A 23,775-nucleotide genomic window follows, 5' to 3' on the forward strand; every position below is an offset into this window, starting at 1 on the left:
CGCGCTCACCACCGCCCCACATGCACCACGTTGTCGCCCGCCCCGACATCCAGCGCGCGGGCGCAATCCTCGGACAGGATGATCCCGCCATCCTCGTGCCGGATATGGCCGAAGGCGCAGCGGAAATCGCCCAGCACGCCGGTCGCCACCAGTGCTTCCGCCCCGCCGCCGCGGTCCACCGATATGACGCGGTCGTCGGCCGCCTCGCGGATCGAACGCACCTGGTCGGTTCGCGCCGTCATCGTCGGCCCGCCATCGAAGATGTCGACGTAATTCTCATAGGCGAACCCTTCATTCTCCAGCATCCGCATCGCGGCCCGGCCGGAGGGGTGAGGCAGGCCGATCGCGGCGCGCGCGGTCTCGGTCAGCATCGCGGTGTAGATCGGATGCTTGGGCATCAGGTCGGCGATGAACTGGTGGCCGTTGATCGCATTGAACTGGTCGGCATCCTGAAAATTCATGCCGAAGAAGCGGCCGGCCAGCCCGTCCCAGAAGGGCGATCCCCCCGCCTCGTCGATCACGCCGCGCAGCTCCGCCAGGATGCGGTCGGCAAAGCGTGCCCGGTGCTGGCGCACGAACAGATAGCGGCTGCGCGCCAGCAACAGGCCGAGGCCGCCGGCCCGCTCGCCGGGGTGCAGGAACAGCCCGCCCACCTCGCTCGCACCCTCCAGATCGGTGGTCAGCGACAGCATTTCGGCGCGAAAGGTCCGCTGCAACTCGCGGCTGTGCTGGGTCAGCGTGCCGAGGCGGTAGCTGTAGAAGGGATGCCGCTGCCCCACCTGGGTAAAGATCTGGCAGGTGCCGCGCACCTCGCCGGTATCGGCGTTTTCCAGCATCAGCACGAACAATTCGTCGTCCAGGGCGCCGGCGGTGCGTGCAAAGGCCGCGTGGCTGCGCTCCAGCTTGGCGACCAGCGCCCGGCGATCGGGCGGCAGGTTGGTGAAGCCGCCCCCGGTCAGCTTGGCCATTTCATAAAGATGTTGCAGGTCGGCGTCGCGCGCGGCGCGGATACGAAACGTCATTGGCGGCCCCCCAAGCCGATGGTGCGCAAGATGGTGAGTGCGGACAGCGCGGCGCGTTCGGCCAGGCTGTCGGGAATCAGGAACTCGTCCGCCGAATGGATCGCCCCGCCGCGCACGCCCATCGTGTCGACCACCGGCACGCCGGCCGCCGCGATGTTGTTGCCGTCGCACACCCCGCCCGTCGCCCGCCAGCCGATCGACAGTCCCATGTCCGCGCCCGCCCGCCGGACCCGCTCGAACAGCGCGGCGGCGCCCGCATCGATCGGCTTGGGCGGCCGGTTGAAGCTGCCATGCACCGACACGGCGACATCATGCGCCTGCGCGACGGCATCGGCGATCCCGCGCATCGCCGCATCCGTCCGCGCGATCGCCGCGGCAGAGGCGGGGCGGAAATTGACGTGCAGCATGGCAAGATCGGGCACCACGTTGTTCGGCCCGCCGCCTGCGATCCGCGCCGGGTTCACGCTCAGGTCGTCCGCCATCAGCGCGGCCAGTTCCACCGCAATCGCCGCCGCCGCGACGACGGCGTTGCGCCCGTCGCGCGGGTTGCGCCCGGCATGCGCGGCCCGCCCGCGCACCACGATCGTGAAATTGCCCGTGCCGCCCCGCGCGCCTGCCAGCGTTCCGTCGGGCAGCGCGGGTTCGTAGGTCAGCGCCGCCACCTTGCCGCGCGCCGCCTCCGCCAGCAGGGGCGCGGACGACGCCGACCCGGTTTCCTCGTCCGAATTGATGACCACCGCATAGCCGAGCCGCGCCGCCGCAGGGGACGCCTCCACCGCCCGCAGCGCCGCTAGCATCACCGCCAGCCCGCCCTTCATGTCGGCCACGCCGGGGCCGTTCAGCGTGCCATCCTCCATCCAGCGCAGCGCCTGGAACGGATGGTCGACGGGATAGACGGTGTCCATGTGCCCGGTGAACAGCATCTGCACCGGCGCGTCGGGCCGTACGGTCAGAGCCAGGTGGCGGCCATGCGCCAGGGGCGCGGGTACCCCGTCCGCGCCCACCCGCTCGACCGGTGCCGGGTCGATCAGCGACACTGCGCCCGGCAGCACGGCAAAGGCATCCGCCAGCCGCCCCGCCACCGTCGCCAGCCCGGCCAGATTGCCCGTCCCGCTGTTGATCGCGGACCAGTCCTCGACTTGGGCCAGCATCGCGCCGGCGTCGATCCGGTCGATCGCGGCGCGCTCGTCGTTGGTCATCCCCTCCATGCGGGGGAGCCTAGCCCAAGCGAACCCTCAGAAGCTATAGACGAGCGACGCGCGGGTGGTGGTGTCGGTGGTGCGCCGGCCGACCGGCGGCTGGCTTTCATACTGCACCGTGTACGACATCTGCGCCGACAAGGGCCCGAGCAGCCGCGCGTTGAGCCCGGTCACGCTCGATACCGTGCTGTTGAATTCCTGGAGATAGGCTGATGTCGTCTGGTTCAGGCTGATCGCATTGGTCAGCTTCCACCCGAAATTCACGTTGCCGCGCGCCGCCAGGCTGCTTTCGATCGTGTCGTCGGTGAATTCGGTGTGCCGGAACGCCGGCCCCAGTTCCAGGTCCAGCGTCACCCGCCGCCCGCGGATCACGCTGTAGCCGGCCCCCGCCGATCCCGAATAACGGTTGAAATAGCCCAGGAACTTGTCGCTCTCGTACAGGGCGGAGCCATAGACGTAGATGTCGGCGTTCAGCTTGTAGTTGGGCTCGTACCGCGCCAGATAATGTTCGCGGTTGGTGACGTTGCTGGCTTCCTGATAGTCGGCCTGCAGATACACTTTGTGCCGCCATTGCAGCCCTTCGCGCGTCAGGTCGATGATCGCGGTTACGCCCAGATTGTCGGTGTTGCCGGTCGTCGCATAGCCGCCCAGCTCGGCCCGGCCGCGCCACAGGTCGAACACCCCCGCCTCGCGCACGGTGCGCGTCTTGCTGGCGCTCTTTTCGTCGCGCCATGCCTCCACCACCGCATTGATCGCGTCGGCCGCCTCCGGCGAGGCGTTCAGCGCATAGCGGACGATGGTCGAGATATCATTCTCGTTGCCCGACGCCACGGCAGCATCCAGCATCGCCTTCACGGCCGGCGGGATCAGCGCCGGATCGGGATCGCCGGTATTGGCGAGCAGAAACGGAGCAGCGGCAAGGAGGAACAGGAAACGCACGACGATCGCCCTTACGGTTGTTGCGTCGCGGCGGAAACGGCGTCGTTGCCCAGGGTTGCGCCGAGATAAGGCGCGAACGCGGCCAGCACCTGTTCGTACAGCGCCTTTTTGAACGGCACGATCATCGCCGGCAGGTCGGCCGGATCGGCCCAGCGCCAGGTGCGGAATTCCGGGTGGGCGGTACGGATGTCGATATCCCCGTCATTCCCTAGGAAGCGGAACAGGAACCAGCGCTGCCGCTGCCCGCGCCACTTGCCTTTCCAGACCTTGCCGATCAGCTCGTCGGGCAGGTCGTAGAAGAATTCGCCCGGTGCCTCCGCGACCAGTTCGACATGATCGGCGACGACGCCGGTTTCCTCGAACAGTTCGCGCACCGCCGCGGCGTAGCCGTCCTCGCCCGGATCGATCCCGCCCTGCGGCATCTGCCACGCCTCCAGCGTCGAATCGAGCCGCTGGCCGACGAACACCCGGCCGTCACGGTTCATCAGCATCACGCCCGCACAGGGGCGATAGGGAAGGTCGGTCATGGGGATCATCCGGCAGCCTGGATGGAAACGCGCGCCGCTTCGGCTTCGGTGACGACAGCCTTCAGCGCAAGGATGAAGCCGGCGACATCGCCGACGGCGGAGGGGATGGCACGGCGCAGCGTGATGAAGCCGTGGACGGTGCCCACCGCCTCGCGGAACACCACCGGCACGCCGGCCCTGGCAAGCGCCGCGGCATAGGCGCGGCCCTGATCGCGGATCGGGTCCAGGCTGGCGGTGACGATCACTGCCGGGGGCAGGCCGGTCAGGTCGGCGGTCATCGGCGAGGCGCGGGCATGATGGATGTCGGCGGCATAGGCATCCGCGAACCAGCGCAGCGAATCGCGCGACAACAGATAACCTTCGCCGAATGCCGCGAAGGAGGGATAACGCGTGGTCAGATCTGTTGCCGGATAGATCGGTGCCTGCACGATCACCGGCACCGCCGCCGGATCGTCCCGCAACGCGATCGCGGTGGTGATGGTCAGCGTGCCGCCCGCGCTGTCGCCGCACAGGATGAGCGCGGTCGCGGCGATGCCCAGTTCGGCGGGGTTGTTCGCCACCCAGCGCGCCGCCGCCTCCGCATCGTCGGGCGCCGCCGGCCACCGATGCTCGGGCGCGAGGCGGTAGCCGACCGACACCACCGGCAACCCGGTGCCCCGCGCCAGCGCCGCGCAAAAGGATGCGTGCGTGTCGAGGTCCCCGATGACGAAGCCGCCGCCATGATAGAAGACGATGACCGGGCCGGGCACGCGCGCCTCCACCGTGTCGAACAGCCGCGCCGGGATGGTGCCGGCGGGGCCGGGGATCGCGACGTCGCGGATCACCGCCAGTTCGCCCACCGGCAGTTCGGCCACGTCGTTCGACGCCAGAAACAGCGAGCGCGCCGCCGCCGTTTCCATTTCGTGCATCCGCGGGCCGGGTAGCGCGTTGAGATAGGTTAGGAACTGGCGAACGTCAGGTCGGACGAAAGGCTGATCGGACATGCGGTTCCTCGAAGCGACGTGGCAGGGGCTGTCTAGAGATCATGATCCATGTCGTCCATCACCCCGCCTATGTCTCGCCCGCGCCCGCCCGCTCCACCTATCGCTGGGGCAAGAACGGCCTGATCCGCGACCTGCTGCTGGAGGAGGGCACACGTATTGCCTGGCACCAGCCGGAGGCGATGCCGCGCCACTGGCTGGAGGCGGTGCACGACCCCGATTATGTCGCGGAGGTGCTGGAGGCGCGGGTGCCGCCCGAAAAGACCCGTCGCATCGGCTTCCCCGTCACGCCCCCCGTCGCGCTCCGCGCGCAGATGGTGCCCGCCGGCACCTGGGTCGCCGCGCATCTGGCGCTGTTGCACGGTTTTGCCGCCAATACCGCGGGGGGCAGCCACCATGCGCTGGCGGCGACGGGGGCGGGATATTGTGTGTTCAACGACCTTGCGCTCGCCGCCGTCCGGCTGGTGGAGGAAGGTACCGTCGCGCGCATCGCGATCGTCGATTGCGACGTGCATCAGGGCGACGGCACCGCCGCGCTCACCGCCGGCCGAAGCGATATCGCGACCTATTCGATCCATGCCGAAAAGAACTTTCCCGTCCGCAAGGCGCGCTCGACGCTGGATGTCGGCCTGCCCGACGGCGTCGATGACGATGGCTATCTCGACACGCTGGCGACCACCCTTGCGCCCTTTCTCGACGATGTCGCGCCCGACCTGATCCTCTATCAGGCCGGTGTCGATCCCTTTGTCGGCGACCGGCTCGGCCGCTTGTCGCTCAGCCTGGACGGTCTTGCCCGGCGCGAGCGGCTGATCGCCGACCTCGCCATCCGGCGTGGCGTGCCGCTCGCAAGTACGGTCGGCGGCGGTTACGGCGACGATGCGCTCGCCATCGCCCGGCGCCATGTCGATGCCATCCTGACGCTCGGCACCGCCTTTGCCCCCATTCGTACCGGAACCCCGTCATGACCCAGCCCTCGATCCTCTGGTTTCGTCAGGATCTGCGCCTGCACGACCAGCCCGCCTTGTGCGCCGCCGCCGATGCCGGGCCGGTCATCCCGGTCTATGTGCTGGATGACGATGCACCCGGCGACTGGCGGATCGGCGGCGCGCAGCGCTGGTGGCTGCACCACAGCCTCCATGCGCTCGCCGGCGATCTGGAGAGCCGAGGCTCGCGGCTGCTGCTGCGCCGCGGCCCCGCGGCGAAGGTGCTGGCGCAACTGGCCGAGGAAAGCGGCGCCGGTGCGATCCATGCCATCCGCCACTACGAGCCCTGGTGGCGGGCCGCCGAGGCCGATCTGGGCGAGCGGCTGTGCCTGCATGACGGCAACCATCTCGCCCCGCCCGAGGCGGTGACGACGGGGTCGGGCAAGCCGTTCCGCATCTACTCGGCTTTCTGGCGCGCGTTGCAGGCGCATCTGCCGCCGGAGGCGCCATGGGAGGCGCCCGAGGCGATCCTGGCACCGGATCGCTGGCCGGATAGCGATGCGCTTGCCGATTGGGCGCTGCTCCCGACCGGACCCGACTGGTCGACCGGTTTCGGCGAGGAATGGCATCCGGGCGAGGCGCAGGCCCGCGAACGCTTCGCCGATTTTGTCGACCGCGTCGCGGGCTATGAGCGGGACCGCAACCTGCCGGCGGAGGAAGGCACCTCGCGCCTGTCGCCGCATCTCCATCACGGCGAGATATCGCCGCGCGCCGTGTGGCATGCGATCGAGGGGCAGCGCGACGCGGAAAAATTCCGCAAGGAACTCGCCTGGCGCGATTTCACCGACGGGGTGGTGATGGCGCTGCCCCGCTATGCCGATGAAAACGGCCGCGACGCCTTTGACCGGTTGCCGTGGCGCAAAGGCGCGGCGGCGCAGCGTGATCTGCGGGCGTGGCAGCGCGGCCGCACCGGCTATCCGATCGTCGATGCCGGCATGCGCCAGCTCTGGACCAGCGGCTGGATGCACAACCGGGTGCGGATGATCGCGGCATCCTTTCTGGTGAAGCACCTGCTGATCGACTGGCGCGAGGGCGAACGCTGGTATTGGGACTGTCTGGTTGATGCCGATTACGGCAACAATTCGGTCAACTGGCAGTGGATCGCCGGGACCGGCATCGATGCCAACATGTTCGGCCGGATCATGGCGCCGCTCGGCCAGTCGGAGAAATTCGACGCGGGCGATTATATCCGCCGCTGGGTGCCCGAACTCGCCGACCTGTCCGACGCGCAGATCCACGATCCCGACGACACCGCGCGCCCCCGGGCCTATCCGCACAGGATCATCGGCCACCGCGAGGGACGCGAACGGGCATTGGCCGCGGCGAAGGCGATGCGCGGCTGACCCTTTTCACCCGCGCGTTCGCCGTGCATGGGGCGCGCCATGAACGAAACCGTGGCGATGGTGGGGCAGGGCGGCAGCACGTCGAGTCGGATGGTCGCGCCCATCTTCCACCGGCTGCTCGACCGCATCGACCGCGGGCTGGCGGCGGGCGCGATCGAGGCGAGCCTGCCCGATGGCACGCAGCGTCTGCTCGGCGGCCGCGCGCCCGGCCCCGTGGCGATCGTCGCCGTGCACCGCTGGCGCGCGCTCGTCCGGCTGGCGACCGGCGGGTCGGTGGGCTGGTACGAGGGATGGGCGGCAGGCGACTGGTCCAGCCCCGATCCGGTCCCCTTGTTCGACCTGTTCATGCGCAACCGCGTGACGCTGGGCGATGCGGCGCGCGCCGGCGGCGTGGTGAAGGTGCTGGCGCGGCTCGGCCACCGTTTCCGCCGCAATGACCGCGCCGGATCGCGCCGCAACATCGCTGCCCATTATGATCTGGGCAACGACTTCTACCGCGAATGGCTCGATCCCGGCCTCACCTATTCCAGCGCGCTGTTCACCGCGCCTGGCCAGTCGCTGGAGGCGGCGCAGGACGCCAAGCTGCGCGCGGTGCTGGACCGCACGGGTGCGAAACCGGGCGATACCATCCTGGAGGTCGGCTGCGGCTGGGGCTCGTTCGCCGCGCTTGCGGCAGGTGCCGGCGTCGGCGTTCATTGCCTGACGCTGTCCACCGAGCAGAAGGCGGTGGTCGATGCCCGCGGCCTGCCCGGCGTTTCCGTCTCGCTGACCGACTATCGCGACGCCACCGGCACCTATGACGCCATCGCCAGCATCGAGATGGTGGAGGCGGTCGGCCAGGATTATTGGCCCGCCTATCTCGATATGATCGCATCGCGCCTGAAGCCCGGTGGGCGCGCCGCGATCCAGTATATCACCATCGCCGACGACGTGTTTCCCGCCTATGCGGACAGCGTCGACTTCATCCAGCGCTACGTCTTTCCCGGCGGCATGCTTCTTTCCGAATCCCGCTTCCGCCAGCTCGCACAGGCGCGCGGGCTGCACTGGGACGCGCCCCATGCCTTCGGCCTCGACTATGCCGAAACGCTGCGTCTCTGGCGCGAACGCTTCGATGTGGCGGTGGCGGAGGGGCGATTGCCGGCCCGTTTCGACGCGCGGTTCGTCGCGCTGTGGCGCTATTATCTGATGTATTGCGAGGGCGGTTTCCGCGGCGGCGGCATCGATGTCGCGCAGGTGACCTTGGTGAAGCGCTGAGCGCTACCGCGCCTTGCGGCAGCGGTCCGAGCAATAGACGACCTGGTCCCAGTCGCGCGCCCATTTCTTGCGCCAGGTGAACGGCCGCCCGCAGGCGGCACAGAGCTTGGTGGGCAGGTCCCGCTTGGCGACGCCGTTCGGCATCAGCGCGGCTCTTCGTCCAGAAACGCGGCGACGTCGGCCAGATCGACCGTCTTGTCGAGAAAGGTCTGGCCGATCCCGCGCGCCAGCAGGAAGGGCAGGGTGCCCGCATTCATCTTCTTGTCGTGCCGCATATGCGCGACCAACGCCTCTCCCGAGGCTGCGATCCCGGCTGCGGCCAGCCCGTCCGGCAGGCCGCTGGCGCGCATGTGCGCCGCCACCCGCGTCGCCTCCTGCCCCGAACACAGCCCCAGCCGCGCCGAATAGCGAAAGGCTAGCGCACACCCCGCCGCCACCCCCTCACCATGCAGCAACCGGTCGGAGAACCCGGCCTCCGCCTCCAGCGCATGCCCGAAGGTATGCCCCAGGTTCAGCAGCGCCCTGATCCCCGCCGTCTCATGCTCGTCCGCCGCGACGATGCGCGCCTTGGCCGCCACCGCATGCGCGATCGCATGAACCCGCGCCTCGGCCTCTCCCGCAAACAGCGCCCCGGCATGCCCCTCGCACCATTCAAAGAACGCAAAGTCGTCTATCAACCCATACTTCACCACCTCCCCATACCCGGCCCGCACCTCGCGCAACCCCAACGTGTCCAACACGTCCGGATCGATCAGCACCATGGCGGGCTGGTGGAACGCGCCGATCAGGTTCTTGCCCGCGCGCGTGTTGATCGCGGTCTTGCCGCCCACCGACGAATCGACCTGCGCCAAAAGCGTCGTCGGGATTTGTACGAAGCGGCATCCGCGCTTCAGGATCGCGCAGGCGAAGCCAACCAGATCACCGATCACTCCGCCACCAAGGGCCACGACATGATCCTGCCGTTCGACGCCGAGTTCGAGCAGGCGGTCGCAAAGCTGCTCCAGGATCGGCCAGCTCTTCGTCTTCTCCCCCGGCGGCAGCACGATCGCCTCGTTGGCAACACCTGCCGCGGTCAGGGCGGCCCGCAGGGTGGCGAGGTGCGGGCGCACATTCTCGTCGGTGACGATCGCCATCGTGCGACCGCGCGCCAGCGGCGCCAGATATTCCGCGGCGCGCGCCAGCAGGCCCGCCTCGATATGGATCGGATAGCTGCGCGCGCCGAGCGCGACGGTGACGGTCTTCATCGTCCGATGGCCTTCAGGATGGCGGCGACCGTGGCCTCATGGGGGCCGCGGTGGCTGGATACGTGGATGGGGGCGAGCGCGTAGATCGGGTTCCGCTTGGCGGCGAGGTCGGCGAGCACCTGGCGCGGATCGCGACCGCGCAGCAGCGGGCGGGTATCGCGCTTGCGCACTCGTTCGACCAGCACGTCGGTGTTGGCGGTCAGCCAGATGGCGGTCGCCTGTTCCAGGATCAGCGCGCGCGTCTCGTCGTTGATGAAGGCACCGCCGCCGGTGGCGATCACCTTCGGGCGGCCATCGACCAGCCGCGCGATCACCCGCCGCTCGCCGTCGCGAAAATGCGCCTCGCCGAATTTTTCGAACATGTCGGCGATGGTCATGCCCGCCGCCGCCTCGATCTCGTGGTCGGCATCGACAAAGGGAACGCGCAGGCGGGCGGCCAGACGGCGGCCGACGGTGGACTTGCCCACGCCCATCAGCCCGACCAGCACGATCGGCTGGCCGTCCCATGAGGCGGGGGCGGGGTTGTGGCTTTGCAACATCGCCGCCTGCGCTATACAGCGGGACCGCGCCCGGCAACATCCGCCGGGCAACATTGCTTCATAGCCAAGGTTTGCGTCCCATGTCCCGCCTGGTCATCTCGCTTGTCGTCATCGTGGTCGTGGTCGTGGGTGGCATGGCGCTGCTGGGCGGTCGCGCCACCGAACGGCCGACGACCCAGGTCGAGAAGGCGGTCTCGCTTGCCAATCTCCAGTAAGCGCGCGGTATTCCTGACGTTGGGGCTGGTGAGCGCGGCTGCGCTCGCCTCGGCGCAGGATCGGCCCGAATCGCTGCTTCCACCCGGCTTCGGCGATCCGGCGCCAAGCCCGACCCCGGCACCGGCACCGGCAGGATCGCTTCCGCCGCCGTCGGTCGCGCGGCCCGATCCGCCCGGCGCGGTGGTGCAGCCGCTGCCGGTGGACACCCCCAGCCCGACGCCGTCGCCCACGCCCAGCCCCGTCGATCCGGCCATTGCCGCCCAATATGAGATGCCGGGCTATGCTCGCCGCTCGCTGGATCTGATCGGGCCGGCGGGCATGCGCGAGGGCGGGGTGGACGCCGCGGCATTCGCCACGGCCAATGGGCGCTTTGCCGAACAGTTGATGCGGCGCCTGAGCGCACCGCTCCCGTCGCGCTGGATGTCGATCCTGTTGCGGCGCACGCTGGCGGCGCGTCTGGTCACGCCCGATGCCGTGAACGGCGCCGATTTCGCCGCGGAGCGTGCCTGGCTGTTGTTGCGCATGGGCGAATCGGCCCCGGCTCGCGCCGTGGTGCAGGGCGTCGACACTGCGAACTACACGCCCAAATTGTATCAGGTTGCGATGAACGCGATGCTGGCGACGGGGGATGCGGCGGGGCTGTGTCCGTTGGCGGCGGGGGGCGCGGCGGTGACGCGGGAGGGCGGCTGGACGGTGGCGCAGGCGATGTGCGCCGGGCTGGAGGGTCAGTCGGCCGAGGCGACGGCTGCGATGCGGGTCGTTCGCCGACGTCGGCTGGGCGAGGATATCGACCGCAAGCTGGCGGAAAAGGTGATCGGCGCCGGCGCAAACAGCCGGCGCGCGGTGACCATCGAATGGGGCGGCGTCGACCGCCTGACCGTCTGGCGCTTCGGCCTGGCGAACGCGACCGGCGTGGCCATCCCGGACGAGATGCTGGACGGTGTCGGGCCGCAGGCGCGGCTCTGGCTGGCGCAATCCCCGATGGTGCCGCTGGCCGAGCGACTGCCGCTGGCGGAGCGTGCCGCGGCGCAGGGCGTGTTCTCCAATGTCGCGCTGGTCGATCTGTACGGCAGTGTCGCGGACGATGATTCGGCCCCCGGTGCCGCCAGTGCCGTCGCGAACGATCTGCGCACCGCCTACACGGCCGGCGATGCGGGTGGACGGCTGGCGGCGCTGCGCCAGATCTGGGGCAGCGAGCCGCGGACACGCTATGACCGGCTGGTGCTGACCGCGCGGGCGGCGGCGCGTCTGCCGGTGGTCGCCGAGAGCGAGGAGGGCGACCGGCTGGTCGCGTCGATGCTGTCGGCGGGGCTGGATCGCAGCGCGGCGCGGTGGCGCAGTGCGGTGACGGCAGGTGGCGACGCCTGGGCGATGATCCTGCTGGCCGATCCCGATGCGCAGTCCAGCATCAGCTATGACGACATGGCCGTCTATGGCGGCAGCGGCGGCGATTCGCGCCGCAAGCAGCAGATGCTGTTCGCCGGCCTTGCCGGCCTCGGCCGGATGAGCGCCGAGGATGCCGAGCGTGCCGCGCAGGCGCTGGACGTGCGAATCGGTGCGCAGAATAGCTGGACCCGCGCACTGGACCGCGCGGTGGAGCGCGACCAGCCCGGCATGGTGGTGCTGCTGGCCGCGATCGGCATGCAGACCGGCGACTGGCGCGGGGTGCCGCCACAGGCGCTGTACCGCATCATCAGTGCGCTGCGCGCCGTCGGCTTCGATGGCGAGGCACGGATGATCGCGGCCGAGGCGATCGCCCGGACGTGACCGGCCCTGCGGACCGCGCGCTGATCGACCGGTTCCTGGAGATGATGGCGGCGGAGACGGGGGCGGCGGCGAACACCGTCGCGGCCTATCGCAGCGACCTGTCTCTGGCATCGCAGGTGCTGGACGGCGGATTGGCACGGGCCGATGCGGATGCGATCGCGACGCTGACCCATGAATGGCGCGACCTGTCGCATGCCAGCGTGGCCCGCAAATCCTCCGCCTTGCGTCGTTTCTTCGCGTTTCTGCACGAGGAAGGGCACCGGGCGGACGATCCCGGCACCGCGTTGCCACGGCCGGGCACGCGGCGCGCGCTGCCCAAGGTGTTGAGCCACGCCGATGTCGATCGCCTGTTCGCCGCCATTGCCGAGCGGCTGGCGGTGGCGCACCCCGCCGCCAATGATCTGCGCCTGTCCGCGCTGGTGGAGCTGCTCTACGGATCGGGCCTGCGTGCCAGCGAGCTGGTCGCGCTGCCCCGCGGGGCGGTTCATCCCGACCGGCCGTTCCTGATCCTGCGCGGCAAGGGCGGTCGGGAGCGCATGGTGCCGATATCGGACCGGGCGCGCGCGGCGGTGGCGGCGTGGCGCGCGCATGTCGCCACCGACCGCGCCTGGCTGTTCCCCAGCGGCAAGGGGCATCTGACCCGGATCCGGTTGTACCAGCTGCTGAAGGCGCTGGCGGCGGAAGCGGGGGTGCCACCCGACCGGGTCAGCCCGCACATCCTGCGTCACGCGTTCGCTACCCATCTGCTGGAGGGGGGCGCGGACCTGCGCGCCTTGCAGGCGATGCTGGGGCATGCGGACATCGCCACCACCGAAATCTACACCCATGTCGATGCCGCGCGACTGGTCGAACTGGTGAATACGCGTCACCCGCTGGCCGATTTGGCCGCGCGCGACGCCTGAGGCGGGTGCGCCCTCGTTGATTTTCCGGCCCGTGCACCGTAGGCGCGCGGAATGCCTAGCTTCCTCGACTTCGAGAAACCGATCGCCGAGCTGCAGAACCGGATCGACGAGCTGCGGGAAACCGCTGCCGACGGGACGGTGGACATCGCAGCCGAGATCGCCCGTTTGCAGACCAAATCCGACAAGCTGTTGCGCGATACCTTTGCCAAGCTGACGCCGTGGCAGAAGACGCAGGTGGCCCGCCATCCCGAACGGCCGCACTTCAAGCATTATGTCGCGGCGCTGTTCGACGAGTTCGTGCCGCTGGCCGGCGACCGCGCCTTTGCCGACGATCAGGCGATCCTGGGCGGCTTCGCCACATTCCGCGGTCGCCGCGTCATGGTGCTCGGCCATGAAAAGGGCGAGGATACCGCCACGCGCCTTCGCCACAATTTCGGGATGGGCAAGCCGGAAGGGTATCGCAAGGCGATCCGGCTGGTCGAACTGGCCGATCGATTCGGCCTGCCGATCGTGACTTTGGTCGATACGTCCGGCGCGTTTCCCGGCATCCAGGCCGAGGAACGCGGCCAGGCGGAGGCGATTGCGCGTTCGACCGAGGCATGCCTGGCGGCAGGTGTCCCCGTGGTGTCGGCGATCGTCGGCGAAGGCGGCTCGGGCGGCGCGGTCGCGCTGGCGGCGGGCAACCGGGTGCTGATGTTCGAGCATGCGGTCTATTCGGTGATCAGCCCGGAGGGTTGCGCATCGATCCTGTGGCGCACCGCCGACAAGGCGCCGGAGGCGGCCGAGGCGATGAAGATGACCGCACAGGACCTGAAGGCGCTGGGCGTCATCGACACGATCGTCGCCGAGCCGGTGGGCGGCGCGCACCGCGACCGGGGTGCGGCGATCGGCGCGCTCGGCGATGCGCTATCGGGTGCGCTGGGCGATCTTGACGGATTGAGCGCGGCGGAGTTGAAGCGGGCGCGTTCCGCCAAGTTCCTGGCGATGGGCCGGCTGTAACCCAGTTCATCGCAGGCCAAGCAAAAAGGGGCGGCGGAACCATCGTTCCGCCGCCCCTTTGCTTGTCAGAGCAAGATCGGCTTAGCCGGCCTTGTTGATGTTGGACGAGACGTTCGAGAACGTCTTGTTCAGGTTGCTGCCCAGCGTCGTCATCGTGGCGATCGCGGCAACCGCGATGAGGGCTGCGATCAGGCCATATTCGATGGCCGTCGCGCCCTTGTTGTTCTTGAGAATCTTGCGGATCGTCTGCATTCCGGTCTCCATGCTTTCCAAAGCGTCAATCACCCGGCTGAACCGGACATCACACCGGAGCAGCGACGATGTTTTACCCTTATCCCTTTGAAGAAAGGGTAAACACGCCGGATTTAGCGGGCGTTGACGATGCGGGAGCTGACGCGATTCCAGATGCCGATGGTGCTGTCGGCCGTCTGGCCGACGCCGACGATGATGACCAGGAAGACGAGCGCCAGGATCAGGCCGTATTCGATGGCGGTCGCGCCACGCGACTGATGCCAAAGGTCGGCAAGGGGCACCCGCGGGCGCAACAGCTTCGCGATTCGCAGCTTCATCGAGAAAACGGCTTATCCGTAAGGGCTTAAGAATGAACGAACGGGTGATTTTTCCGGTAGTTGCCGCAGCTCTGGTCGATTCCGCCGGTCGCGTGCTGCTCCAGCAACGCCCCGCGGGCAAGCCGCTGGCGGGGTTGTGGGAGTTTCCGGGCGGCAAGGTGGAGCGCGGCGAATCGCCCGAGGCGGCACTGATTCGCGAACTGGCGGAGGAGCTGGAGATATCGGTCGCGTCGGACGCACTGACGCCGGCCGGGTTTGCGACCGAAGTGTTGCCCGACCGGCACCTGCTGTTGATGCTGTATGTCGTGCGCGAATGGCAGGGCGAGGCACGGCCGCATGCCGCGACCGCGCTTCGCTGGGAGCGGCCGGCCGACATGGCCAGCCTGCCGATGCCGCCGGCGGACCCGCCCCTGGTCCGCCAGCTTGCCGCCTGTCTGGCCTGGGATGCCGCCGGGATCAGGCGATCGGCGGCAGCTTTGCCAGATGCTTCTCCAGCGTGATCGGATAATCGCGGATACGTACGCCGGTGGCGTTGTAGACCGCGTTGGCGATAGCCGCGCCGACGCCGCACAGGCCCAGTTCGCCCACGCCCTTGGCCTTGATCGGCGAGGCATAGGCATCCGCTTCGTCCAGGAAGATCACCTCCTGATGCGGAATGTCGGCATGGACGGGGACCTCGTAGCTGGCCAGATCGTGGTTCACGAAGAAGCCGAAGCGGGTGTCGACCGCCAGCTCCTCCATCAGGGCCGCGCCGACCCCCATCGTCATGGCACCGATCACCTGGCTGCGCGCCGACTTGGGATTGATGATCCGGCCCGCGGCACACACCGCCAGCATCCGGCGCACCCGCACCTCGCCGGTATAGGCATCCACCCCCGCTTCGACGAAATGTCCGGCGAACGTCGATAGTTGGTACTGCTTGTCGAGATCGCCATATTCGATCTGGCCATCCGCCGAGAGGCCGTCGCGGCCCGCTGCGTCGCCCAGCTTCGCACGGCGATTGCCCGAGCGGACCTCGCCATCGGCAAAGGTGACGTCGGGGCCGTCATAGCCCAGCCGCTGCGCGATGCTGGCGCGCAGGTTCATGCATGCGGCATAGACTCCGGAAGTGCTGTTCGCCGCGCCCCACTGGCCGCCCGAACCGGCGGAGGCGGGGAAGTCCGAATCGCCGAGCAGCACGACCACCTTGTCCAGCGGCACGCCCATCGCTTCCGCGGCGGTTTGCGCGATGATCGTGTAGCTGCCGGTGCCGATGTCGGTCATGTCGGTGGCGACGGTCACCACGCCCTTGCGATCGATGCCGACGCGTGCCGCCGACTTCTGGGTGGGGCTGTTGCGGAAACCGGCGGCCATGCCCATGCCGACCAGCCAGCGGCCGTCGCGCACCTGTGCCGGCTTCGGATTGCGCGCGGACCAGCCAAAGCGTTCCGCACCCATTTCCAGGCAGCGGACCAGTTGGCGCTGCGAAAAGCGACGTTTCGGGTCCTCGGGATCGACCTGCGTGTCGTTCTTCACGCGAAAGGCGACCGGGTCCATGCCCAGCTTTTCCGCCATCTCGTCCATGGCGATTTCCAGCGCCATCATGCCCGGCGCCTCGCCGGGGGCGCGCATCGCATTGCCCTCCGGCAGGTCGAGCACGGCCAGGCGCAGCGCGGTCATCCGGTTCTTGCCGGCATATAGCAGCTTGGTCTGCGCGACCGCGGTTTCCGGATCGCCCTTGGGCAGGTTGCCGCTGGTGCTTTCATGCGCGATGGCCGTGATCGTGCCGTCACGGGTGCAGCCCAGGCGGATGCGCTGGATGGTGGCGGGGCGGTGCGTGGTGTTGTTCGCCATGATCGGCCGGGTCAGCGCGACCTTGACCGGGCGACCCGCCGCCTTCGCACCCAGTGCCGCGAGCACGATGTCGGCGCGGATGAACAGCTTGCCGCCGAAGCCGCCCCCGATGAAGGGCGAATCGATCCGCACATCCGCCGGGTCCAGACCCAGCGTGGTGGCGAGCGAGCGCTTGCCCCAGGCGATCATCTGGTTCGACGTCCACACCGTCAGCTTGCCGTCCTGCCACGCCGCGATGGAGGCGTGCGGCTCCATCATCGCATGGCTTTCGTCGGGCGTGGTGTAGGCGGCGTCGAGCTTTACCGGTGCCGCGGCAAAGGCGCGGTCGAAATTGCCGACGCGGTCGATCGGCGGCGCGCCCGATCCTTCCCCGCTGTCGCCGCCCGTATAGGGGGCGGTCGGCGCGGCTTCCTTCAGGTCGAACCGACCTTTGGTGCGTGCATAGTCGATGCGCAGCAGGCCCGCGGCGGCGCGCGCCTGCTCGAACGTGTCGGCCACCACCAGCGCGATCGCCTGATGATAATGCTCCACCACCGGCCCGCCGAACAGCGACGCGGTGTTCATCCGGCTGAGCGGCAGCTTGGGCATGTCGAGCGTGCTGATCACGGCAATGACGCCGGGGGCGGCCTTGGCAGCGGCGGTGTCGATCGCGGTCACGCGCCCCTTGGCGATGCCTGCACCGACGACATAGCCATAGGCCGCGCCGGGCGCGACATCGTGGCGTTCATAGGCATAGGGTGCGGTGCCGGTGGTCTTGCGCGGGCCGTCGATCCGGTCGGTCGGTTTCCCGACGATCGTCATCCGGTCGAGCACGTTGGTGCCGGCTGGCTGTTCGTACTTCATGCGCGCGCCTCCTTGGCTTCGTCGAGGACAAGGGCCAGCGTGCGTTCCACTAGGGGAACCTTGAAGGCATTGTCGCGGGTCGGGCGGGCCCCGGCCATCAGGCGGGCGGACACCGCCCGCGAACCTTGCGGCATCGCCGCCTCGGCCGCCTCCACCCGCCACGGCTTGTGCGCCACGCCGCCGATCGCGACGCGCCCGGTGCCGTCCTTCTGGATGACCGCTGCCACCGAGACGAGCGCAAAGGCATAGGAGGCGCGGTCGCGCACCTTCTGATAGGCATGGTAGCCGCCCAGCGGACGGGGCAGGGTGACCGCGGTGATCAGCTCGCCGGGTTGCAGCGCGTTTTCGACATGCGGGGTGTTGCCGGGCAGGCGGTGGAACGCGTCGATCGGGATCGTCCGCGTCGCACCGGCGGCGTTCACCGTCTCCACCTGTGCGTCCAGCACGCGCATCGCGACCGCCATGTCGCCGGGATAGGTCGCGATGCAGGCATCGCTGCTGCCCACCACCGCCAATTGCCGCGAATAGCCACCGATCGCCGCGCATCCCGAACCCGGCCGACGCTTGTTGCAGGCCTGGTTGGTGTCGTAGAAATAGGGGCATCGGGTGCGCTGGAGCAGATTGCCCGCGGTGGTCGCCTTGTTGCGCAACTGGCCGCTTGCGCCCGCCACGATCGCGCGGGACAGCACGGCGTAATCGCGGCGCACGTGCATGTCGGCGGCCAGCGCGGTGTTCGACACGAAGGCGCCGATGCGCAGGCCGCCCTCCGGCGTTTCCTCGATCCGGTCCAGCTTCAGGTCCTGCACGTCGACCAGATGGGTCGGCGCCTCGATCTCCAGCTTCATCAGGTCGAGGAGGTTGGTGCCGCCTGCCAGGAACTTGGCGCCCGGCCGCTGCGCCACCGCGGCCGCCGCCTCTGCGGGCGTACGGGCGCGTTCATAGCTGAAGGGCTTCATGCGTTCGCTCCCGCGACTTCGGCCATCGCCTCGGCGATGTTGGAATAGGCGCCGCAGCGGCACAGATTGCCGCTCATCCGTTCGCGCATCTCGGTCGTCGTCATCGGCGAGGCGGCCGTGATGTCGCCGGTCACATGGCTGGGGACGCCGGCCCTGATCTCGTCCAGCACCGCCACCGCCGAACAGATCTGGCCCGGCGTGCAATAGCCGCATTGATAGCCGTCATGCTTGACGAAGGCCGCCTGCATCGGGTGCAGGTCGCCGGGCTGGCCCAGCCCCTCGATGGTGGTGATGCGGTCGCCCTGATGCTGCACCGCCAGCGACAGGCAGGCGTTGATCCGTTTGCCGTCCGCGATCACCGTGCAGGCGCCGCACTGGCCATGGTCGCACCCCTTCTTGGTGCCGGTCAGGCGCCAATGCTCGCGCAGTGCGTCGAGCAACGTCGTGCGGGTATCGACCTGCAACTCGCGGCGCTTGCCGTTCACCTCCATCGCCACGGTCATCATGCTGGGCTGGGCCGCGGGGGGCGGGGTCTGCGCGTCCGCCGGCACCGCGGTCAACGCGGCCGAGGCGGCACTGCCGACCAGCATCCCGCGCCGTGAAATCGCGCGTTCGCCGGAAGTGTCCATGTCATCTAGCTCCTTGGCCCATCGAGGCGGGCCGGTGATGGATCGCCCGTGATATCAGGCGGGAAGGGCGTGCACGCCGGATCGCAAGCATAACCTGCGAAAATGCGTATCGGGAGCCGTCGGCCCTGCCAACCGTCCAGAAACGCACCAACAATTTTCTTCATGAAACCGGCGATGCCAGCAGCCCGTTGGATCACACGGTGCTGCGCATTGTATCTGCCGGGATACAGCGCCCGCGCGCCGCGCGGGCAGATCATCATGGAAGTGGAGGCCCGACCGGGAATCGAACCCGGGTGCAAGGATTTGCAGTCCTCTGCGTCACCACTCCGCCATCGGGCCGGAGGCGGGCCTTTGGTAGGTTTTTTGAAACGGGTCAAGCCGCAGCCGATGATTTCTGCATGTCGGGGATGCCATGGCATCGTCACGGTCCGCTTGGCCTCGTCCTGCGGGCGCGATACAAGCCGCATCAGTTGAACTAGTGTATTGCGCAGCTACAACAGTTGTGCGACAGGGATGGCCATGACGACCACGATGACGGAATCCGGGATCACCAGCGCGGCCGGAAACGCCGCTGGCTCCACGACTTACGAGGCGATGCGCCACGCGATGGTGGCCAGCCAGCTGCGCACCAATGCGGTGAACGACACCCGTGTCGTCGCCGCGATGACGCAGGTCCCGCGTGAGGCGTTCCTGCCTGCCGACGCGCGCTCGCTCGCCTATCGCGACAGCCTGATCAACATCGGCCATGGCCGCAGCATCAACCTGCCGATGGCCACCGGCCGATTGCTGACCGAGGCCTATCTGGAGCGCGGCGACCGCGTGCTGCTGATCGGTGCGGCTGGCGGCTATACCGCGGCCCTGCTGTCCGGAATCGTCGCCGAAGTGGTGGCGGTCGAAAGCCATCCGGCGCTGGCACAGGATGCCCGCGCGGCTCTTGCCGGATATGGCAACGTCCGCGTGGTCGAGGGGCCGCTGCCCGAGGGTCATGCCGCGGACGCGCCCTATGACGTGCTGCTGATCGACGGCGCCGTCGAAGAGGTGCCGGCCGCATTGATCGGGCAGGTACGCGTCGGTGGGCGGATCGCGACCGGGCTGATCGAAAACGGCGTCAGCCGCCTGGCTACCGGCCGACGCACCGAAGGCGGTTTCGGGTTGCAGCCCTTTGCCGATGTGGACTGCACCGTGCTGCCCGGTTTCGAGCGTCCGCGCTCCTTCCGGTTCTAGGCGAAACCATGCGCCTCCGCCCCGTCCGCCTGCTGCTGATCGGCGCAGCCATCGTTCCGTGCGTGCCGGCGTCGGCCGATACGCTGCGGGAGGCACTGCTGAAGGCCTATCAGGGCAATCCCACGATCACGGGGCAGCGGGCGCAACAGCGTGCCACGGACGAGAATGTCCCGATCGCTCGGGCGGGGGCGCTGCCGACGGTGAATGCGACGGGGCAGTTGACCGAGTTCGTGGTCCAGGCGAACAACAATTTCGTAAATCCGACCCGACAGGGCGTGGCCAACGTCCAGCTTTCCGTGCCGATCTATCAGGGTGGCGCGGTCAAGAACGGGCTGCGCGCGGCGGAAACCCGCGTCGATGCCGGTAGGGCGACCCTGCGCGGCACCGAGGCGCAGATCTTCACCTCCGTCGTCAGCGCGTACATGAACGTGATTCGCGACGAGGCAGTGGTCGGGCTGAACACCCAGAATGTCCGGGTGCTGGAGACGAACCTGCGCGCGAGTCGCGACCGGTTCGAGGTGGGCGACCTGACCCGCACCGACGTCGCCCAGTCGGAGGCACGACTGGCTCAGGCGCGCGCGCAGCTGCAATCGGCGGAGGCGCAGCTCATCGCCAGCCGAGAGGATTATATCAACGTCGTCGGCTCGCCGCCCGACCGGCTGGAACAGCCGCCGTCGCTGCCAAACTTGCCCGATGCACCGTCCACGGCCGTGTCGGTCGCGCTGGAAAGCAATCCGCAACTGCTGGCCGCGCGTCGCAATGCCGATGCGACGCGGTTCGATATCGGCGTAGCGCGGGCCAACCGCCTGCCGCGGCTGAATGCGGTGACCAGCGGGTCCTACTTCAACTATCTCGATTCGCTGACCGATCAGGCGGTTCGCGCCGGCATTCCGGGATCGGGCAAGAATGTGAACGCCGGCCTGCAGTTGAACGTGCCGCTGTTCCAGGGCGGGCGCCCGGCCGCGCAGGTCCGCCAGGCGGAGGCGCTGCGCGCCCAGGCCATCGAGAATGTCACCGCGACCGAGCGGCAGGTGATCGCGCAGGCGCGGTCCGCCTATGCCCAGTGGCAGGCCTCGCGTCAGGTGATCGCTTCGTCGGAGGCCGCGGTCAGTGCGAACACACTGTCGCTGGAGGGTGTTCGTGCCGAGAACAGCGTCGGCACCCGCACCGTGATCGAAATCCTGAACGCCGAGCAGGAACTGCTCAACAGCCAGGTGCAGCTCGTCACCGCCCGGCGCGACGCCTATGTCGCGGGCTTCGCGCTCTTGGCGGCGATGGGCAATGCCGAGGCCCGCGACCTGGGGCTCGACGGTGGCGTGCTGTACGATCCGGTGGTCAATTACCGCCGCGTCCGCAACCGGATCAACGACTGGGGCGGGGACGGCGAGCCTATGCCGGTCGCCGTCTCCACCGCGAATACGCCGGCGCAGACCGCGGTCGTCACCCGTCCTCTGGACAGCACGGTCGATCGACCGGTTGACAGAAGCCCGGCTTTAACCACAGGTGCGGAATCGCCGAACAGACAATAGGACGTCAACCGGGGTGATTGCTGTCATGGGGGATATCAGCGCGGAACCGTCGATGGAGGAGATCCTGTCTTCCATTAAGCGGATCATCGCGGAAGAAGGGGATGCACCGGGCCGCCCGCGCCGCCCTGCGCGCACCATGCCGCCGCCGATGCTGCATCCCTCACTGGACGATGCCGATGACGAGGATGAGGACGATGCAGGCGAGGTGCTGGAGTTGAGCGACCCCATGCCGGTTCCGCCGCCTGTGCCCGCCGCGCCCCCTGCCGCTTCGCCACTGCTCAGCAAGCCCGCGCCGCGTGCCGCCGCGCCTGCACCTGCACCTGCACCTGCACCTGCACCTGCACCTGCACCTGCACCTGCACCTGCACCCCAGCCCGAACCGGCCGCCGATCCGATCGTATCCCCCCGTGTCGCCGAGGCGAGCCGTGGCTCGCTGGAGGCGCTGACCCGTCTGATGGTCAAGCCGGAGGCCGGGAGCGACGGAACGCTGGAGGGACTGGTGCGCGAGATGCTGCGTCCCATGCTGCGCGAGTGGCTGGATGCCAATCTGCCGAACATGGTAGAAAGCATGGTGGCGCGGGAGATCGCCCGCATTACCGGCGAAGGGCATTGATCCGGCAACTATCGGTTCCGTCGGATACTATCGATGCCTGACCACGAGGGTGGCGAGACGCCGCACACGCCGCCACCGCGTGACCGCAAGGCCGAAGCCCAGCAGGAGGGCAGCAGCGACATCTTCTTTGCGGCCGTGAAGGCGACGCGGATGCCGATGATCGTCACCGATCCGCATCAGCCGGACAATCCGATCATCTTCTGCAACGACGCTTTCACCTTCATGACCGGCTATACCCAGGCGGAAATCGTCGGGAGCAACTGCCGCTTTCTCCAGGGACCGGAAACCGACCGCAGCGTCGTCGATCAGGTGCGCACCGCGATCCACACGCGCGAGGAAGTCGCGGTCGAGATCCTGAACTACCGGAAGAACGGATCGACCTTCTGGAATGCGCTGTTCGTGTCGCCGGTCTATGACGATGACGGGGAACTCGTCTATTTCTTCGGCAGCCAGCTCGACATTTCGCGGCGGCGCGAAGCGGAGGATGCGCTGCACGAGGCGCAGAAGATGGAGGCGGTCGGCAAGCTGACCGGCGGCATCGCGCACGACTTCAACAACCTGCTCCAGGTCATCCTGGGCTATGTCGACATATTGGAAGCGCGGGTTGCCGATGGTGACCGGGCGTCGCGGCGTGCCGTCGAGGCAATTTCGGGGGCGGCCAGTCGCGGTGCGACGCTGACCCAGCAATTGCTGGCCTTTGCGCGCAAGCAGGAACTGCGCGACCGATTGCTCAACTTCAACTCGCTGGTCACCGATTTCCGCCCGATCCTGGACCGGACGGTGGGGGATGCGGTCGCGCTGCGGCGGCAGCTGGCGGACAATCTGTGGAATTGCCGGATCGATCCGGTGCAGGCCGAGATGGCGCTGCTCAACATCGTCGGCAACGCGCGCGACGCGGTGGACGACGACGGCGGGCGCATCACCATCGCCACGCGCAACGTCCTCCTGCCGGAAGATGCCGATGGCGAGGGGGGCGCCGCGCTGAAGCTGGATGCCGGCGAATATGTACAGGTAACCGTCGCGGACAACGGCCCCGGCGTCGATCCGGCGATCGCGGACAAGATCTTCGACCCGTTCTTCACCACCAAGGACATGGGCAAGGGCACCGGCCTTGGCCTGGCGATGGTCTATGGCTTCATGCGCCAGTCCGGCGGGCTGGCGACGGTGGGGACCAGCGACGATGGCGGTGCGCTGTTCTCGCTCTATTTTCCCCGCGCCAGCGGTGCGACCGAGCGGCGACCGAACCCGGCCCTGTCCAAGCCCGCCGCCCACGGCGTGGAGCGCGTGTTGATGGTGGAGGACCAGGAGGAGGTGGGCGAGCTGGGCCGTGCCATGCTTCAGGACCTGGGCTATGACGTGGTCCTTGCCCACAACGCGCGCGAGGCGCTGGACGTGCTGGCGCGCGACGCCAATTTCCAGTTGCTGTTCACCGACATATTGATGCCCGGCGGCATGAACGGCGTCGGTCTGGCGCAGGCGGTGAAGCGCGATTACCCGCGCACTGCGATCCTGCTGACCACGGGTTTTGCCGATGAGGCGATCGACGAGGGTTCGCGCTCCTACGAGCTGATCCGCAAGCCCTATCGTCGCGGGGAATTGAACGAGCGCATCCGCGCCGTCCTCGACAAGCCGGGCGCGCGTACCTGATGGTCTAGCGCCCGGCCG

At 68.5% G+C, this 23,775-nt stretch carries 25 protein-coding genes and 1 tRNA gene; 12 read left to right on the forward strand and 14 right to left on the reverse strand.

Features of this window, described 5'->3' with window-relative positions; genetic code table 11:
- Nucleotides 1-5: 5 nt before the first annotated feature.
- From OXR08_RS09325 to OXR08_RS09345, 5 genes are read right to left on the reverse strand one after another with little or no spacing between them, the layout of a single operon-like run.
- Nucleotides 6-1,022, reverse strand: a complete 1,017-nt coding sequence (locus OXR08_RS09325; RefSeq protein WP_267349423.1) for an arginine N-succinyltransferase — start codon at nucleotides 1,020-1,022, stop codon at nucleotides 6-8.
- Nucleotides 1,019-2,230 (reverse strand): hydrolase, encoded by a 1,212-nt coding sequence (locus OXR08_RS09330; RefSeq protein ID WP_267349424.1) that lies wholly within the window; start codon nucleotides 2,228-2,230, stop codon nucleotides 1,019-1,021. The genes OXR08_RS09325 and OXR08_RS09330 overlap by 4 nt, the downstream gene beginning before the upstream one ends.
- Before the next feature lie 27 nt (nucleotides 2,231-2,257).
- Nucleotides 2,258-3,160, reverse strand: a complete 903-nt coding sequence (locus OXR08_RS09335; protein ID WP_235903924.1) for a DUF481 domain-containing protein — start codon at nucleotides 3,158-3,160, stop codon at nucleotides 2,258-2,260.
- An 11-nt stretch (nucleotides 3,161-3,171) separates the two neighbouring features.
- A complete protein-coding gene (locus OXR08_RS09340; RefSeq protein WP_267349425.1) occupies nucleotides 3,172-3,687 on the reverse strand; it encodes an RNA pyrophosphohydrolase in 516 nt (171 codons plus the stop codon).
- Nucleotides 3,688-3,692: 5 nt separating this feature from the next.
- On the reverse strand, nucleotides 3,693-4,670 hold the full coding sequence (locus tag OXR08_RS09345; RefSeq protein WP_267349426.1) for an alpha/beta hydrolase: 978 nt from the start codon (nucleotides 4,668-4,670) through the stop codon (nucleotides 3,693-3,695).
- 41 nt (nucleotides 4,671-4,711) lie between these two features.
- Here OXR08_RS09345 and OXR08_RS09350 point away from each other — a divergent pair, with 41 nt between their 5' ends.
- Genes OXR08_RS09350 through OXR08_RS09360 form a run of 3 tightly spaced genes read left to right on the forward strand, consistent with a single transcriptional unit; the run spans nucleotide 4,712 to nucleotide 8,247 of the window.
- Nucleotides 4,712-5,632, forward strand: coding sequence for a histone deacetylase (locus OXR08_RS09350; RefSeq protein ID WP_267349427.1), 921 nt, complete (start codon nucleotides 4,712-4,714; stop codon nucleotides 5,630-5,632).
- Complete coding sequence (locus OXR08_RS09355; RefSeq protein WP_267349428.1) at nucleotides 5,629-6,993, forward strand: deoxyribodipyrimidine photo-lyase; 1,365 nt, start codon at nucleotides 5,629-5,631, stop codon at nucleotides 6,991-6,993. The genes OXR08_RS09350 and OXR08_RS09355 overlap by 4 nt, the downstream gene beginning before the upstream one ends.
- A gap of 39 nt (nucleotides 6,994-7,032) precedes the next feature.
- Nucleotides 7,033-8,247 (forward strand): cyclopropane-fatty-acyl-phospholipid synthase family protein, encoded by a 1,215-nt coding sequence (locus tag OXR08_RS09360; RefSeq protein ID WP_267349429.1) that lies wholly within the window; start codon nucleotides 7,033-7,035, stop codon nucleotides 8,245-8,247.
- A 3-nt stretch (nucleotides 8,248-8,250) separates the two neighbouring features.
- On the opposite strand, the gene OXR08_RS09365 is transcribed toward OXR08_RS09360, so the two are convergent.
- From OXR08_RS09365 to OXR08_RS09375, 3 genes are read right to left on the reverse strand one after another with little or no spacing between them, the layout of a single operon-like run.
- Nucleotides 8,251-8,391, reverse strand: a complete 141-nt coding sequence (locus OXR08_RS09365) for a DUF2256 domain-containing protein (RefSeq protein ID WP_267349430.1) — start codon at nucleotides 8,389-8,391, stop codon at nucleotides 8,251-8,253.
- Complete coding sequence (gene aroB / locus OXR08_RS09370; RefSeq protein WP_267349431.1) at nucleotides 8,391-9,491, reverse strand: 3-dehydroquinate synthase; 1,101 nt, start codon at nucleotides 9,489-9,491, stop codon at nucleotides 8,391-8,393. Before aroB ends, OXR08_RS09365 begins: the two co-directional genes overlap by 1 nt.
- Nucleotides 9,488-10,030 (reverse strand): shikimate kinase, encoded by a 543-nt coding sequence (locus tag OXR08_RS09375; protein WP_112384000.1) that lies wholly within the window; start codon nucleotides 10,028-10,030, stop codon nucleotides 9,488-9,490. Before OXR08_RS09375 ends, aroB begins: the two co-directional genes overlap by 4 nt.
- Nucleotides 10,031-10,110: 80 nt before the next feature.
- Between OXR08_RS09375 and OXR08_RS09380 the strand changes: the two genes are divergently transcribed.
- Genes OXR08_RS09380 through OXR08_RS09395 form a run of 4 tightly spaced genes read left to right on the forward strand, consistent with a single transcriptional unit; the run spans nucleotide 10,111 to nucleotide 13,914 of the window.
- On the forward strand, nucleotides 10,111-10,245 hold the full coding sequence (locus OXR08_RS09380) for a hypothetical protein (protein WP_260173116.1): 135 nt from the start codon (nucleotides 10,111-10,113) through the stop codon (nucleotides 10,243-10,245).
- Nucleotides 10,229-12,013, forward strand: coding sequence for a hypothetical protein (locus OXR08_RS09385; RefSeq protein WP_276589419.1), 1,785 nt, complete (start codon nucleotides 10,229-10,231; stop codon nucleotides 12,011-12,013). The genes OXR08_RS09380 and OXR08_RS09385 overlap by 17 nt, the downstream gene beginning before the upstream one ends.
- Nucleotides 12,010-12,915: a tyrosine recombinase gene (locus OXR08_RS09390; protein WP_267349432.1), complete on the forward strand. Its 906-nt coding sequence runs from the start codon at nucleotides 12,010-12,012 to the stop codon at nucleotides 12,913-12,915. Before OXR08_RS09385 ends, OXR08_RS09390 begins: the two co-directional genes overlap by 4 nt.
- A gap of 51 nt (nucleotides 12,916-12,966) precedes the next feature.
- The gene (locus OXR08_RS09395; RefSeq protein WP_267349433.1) at nucleotides 12,967-13,914 is read left to right on the forward strand and encodes an acetyl-CoA carboxylase carboxyltransferase subunit alpha; all 948 of its coding nucleotides are present in this window, start codon (nucleotides 12,967-12,969) and stop codon (nucleotides 13,912-13,914) included.
- A gap of 81 nt (nucleotides 13,915-13,995) precedes the next feature.
- Here OXR08_RS09395 and OXR08_RS09400 read toward each other — a convergent pair whose 3' ends face one another.
- Together OXR08_RS09400 and OXR08_RS09405 are read right to left on the reverse strand one after the other, a co-directional pair.
- Nucleotides 13,996-14,166 (reverse strand): Flp family type IVb pilin, encoded by a 171-nt coding sequence (locus OXR08_RS09400; protein ID WP_112384023.1) that lies wholly within the window; start codon nucleotides 14,164-14,166, stop codon nucleotides 13,996-13,998.
- Between the two features lie 113 nt (nucleotides 14,167-14,279).
- Complete coding sequence (locus tag OXR08_RS09405) at nucleotides 14,280-14,483, reverse strand: Flp family type IVb pilin (protein ID WP_267349434.1); 204 nt, start codon at nucleotides 14,481-14,483, stop codon at nucleotides 14,280-14,282.
- A 32-nt stretch (nucleotides 14,484-14,515) separates the two neighbouring features.
- Here OXR08_RS09405 and OXR08_RS09410 point away from each other — a divergent pair, with 32 nt between their 5' ends.
- Complete coding sequence (locus tag OXR08_RS09410) at nucleotides 14,516-14,983, forward strand: (deoxy)nucleoside triphosphate pyrophosphohydrolase (RefSeq protein WP_112384005.1); 468 nt, start codon at nucleotides 14,516-14,518, stop codon at nucleotides 14,981-14,983.
- On the opposite strand, the gene paoC is transcribed toward OXR08_RS09410, so the two are convergent.
- The 4 genes from paoC to OXR08_RS09430 form a co-directional block, all read right to left on the reverse strand.
- Complete coding sequence (gene paoC / locus OXR08_RS09415; RefSeq protein WP_112384006.1) at nucleotides 14,940-17,159, reverse strand: aldehyde oxidoreductase molybdenum-binding subunit PaoC; 2,220 nt, start codon at nucleotides 17,157-17,159, stop codon at nucleotides 14,940-14,942. The two genes, OXR08_RS09410 and paoC, sit on opposite strands and share 44 nt — an antisense overlap.
- On the reverse strand, nucleotides 17,156-18,115 hold the full coding sequence (locus OXR08_RS09420; RefSeq protein ID WP_267349435.1) for a xanthine dehydrogenase family protein subunit M: 960 nt from the start codon (nucleotides 18,113-18,115) through the stop codon (nucleotides 17,156-17,158). Before OXR08_RS09420 ends, paoC begins: the two co-directional genes overlap by 4 nt.
- The gene (paoA, locus tag OXR08_RS09425; protein WP_267349436.1) at nucleotides 18,112-18,744 is read right to left on the reverse strand and encodes an aldehyde dehydrogenase iron-sulfur subunit PaoA; all 633 of its coding nucleotides are present in this window, start codon (nucleotides 18,742-18,744) and stop codon (nucleotides 18,112-18,114) included. Before paoA ends, OXR08_RS09420 begins: the two co-directional genes overlap by 4 nt.
- A 265-nt stretch (nucleotides 18,745-19,009) precedes the next feature.
- Nucleotides 19,010-19,083 (reverse strand) — tRNA-Cys (locus tag OXR08_RS09430).
- A gap of 192 nt (nucleotides 19,084-19,275) precedes the next feature.
- On the opposite strand from OXR08_RS09430, the gene OXR08_RS09435 reads away from it, so the two are divergent.
- The 4 genes from OXR08_RS09435 to OXR08_RS09450 are packed head-to-tail and all read left to right on the forward strand — an operon-like array spanning nucleotide 19,276 to nucleotide 23,757.
- A complete protein-coding gene (locus OXR08_RS09435) occupies nucleotides 19,276-19,968 on the forward strand; it encodes a protein-L-isoaspartate O-methyltransferase (protein WP_267349453.1) in 693 nt (230 codons plus the stop codon).
- An 8-nt stretch (nucleotides 19,969-19,976) separates the two neighbouring features.
- The gene (locus OXR08_RS09440; protein WP_267349437.1) at nucleotides 19,977-21,497 is read left to right on the forward strand and encodes a TolC family outer membrane protein; all 1,521 of its coding nucleotides are present in this window, start codon (nucleotides 19,977-19,979) and stop codon (nucleotides 21,495-21,497) included.
- Nucleotides 21,498-21,522: 25 nt separating this feature from the next.
- Nucleotides 21,523-22,110, forward strand: a complete 588-nt coding sequence (locus OXR08_RS09445) for a DUF2497 domain-containing protein (protein WP_267349438.1) — start codon at nucleotides 21,523-21,525, stop codon at nucleotides 22,108-22,110.
- Nucleotides 22,111-22,143: 33 nt separating this feature from the next.
- On the forward strand, nucleotides 22,144-23,757 hold the full coding sequence (locus OXR08_RS09450) for a histidine kinase famiy protein (RefSeq protein WP_267349439.1): 1,614 nt from the start codon (nucleotides 22,144-22,146) through the stop codon (nucleotides 23,755-23,757).
- The last annotated feature ends 18 nt before the right edge of the window (nucleotides 23,758-23,775 follow it).

The organism is Sphingomonas sp. GM_Shp_2, from assembly GCF_026540875.1.
Lineage (GTDB): Bacteria > Pseudomonadota > Alphaproteobacteria > Sphingomonadales > Sphingomonadaceae > Sphingomonas > Sphingomonas carotinifaciens.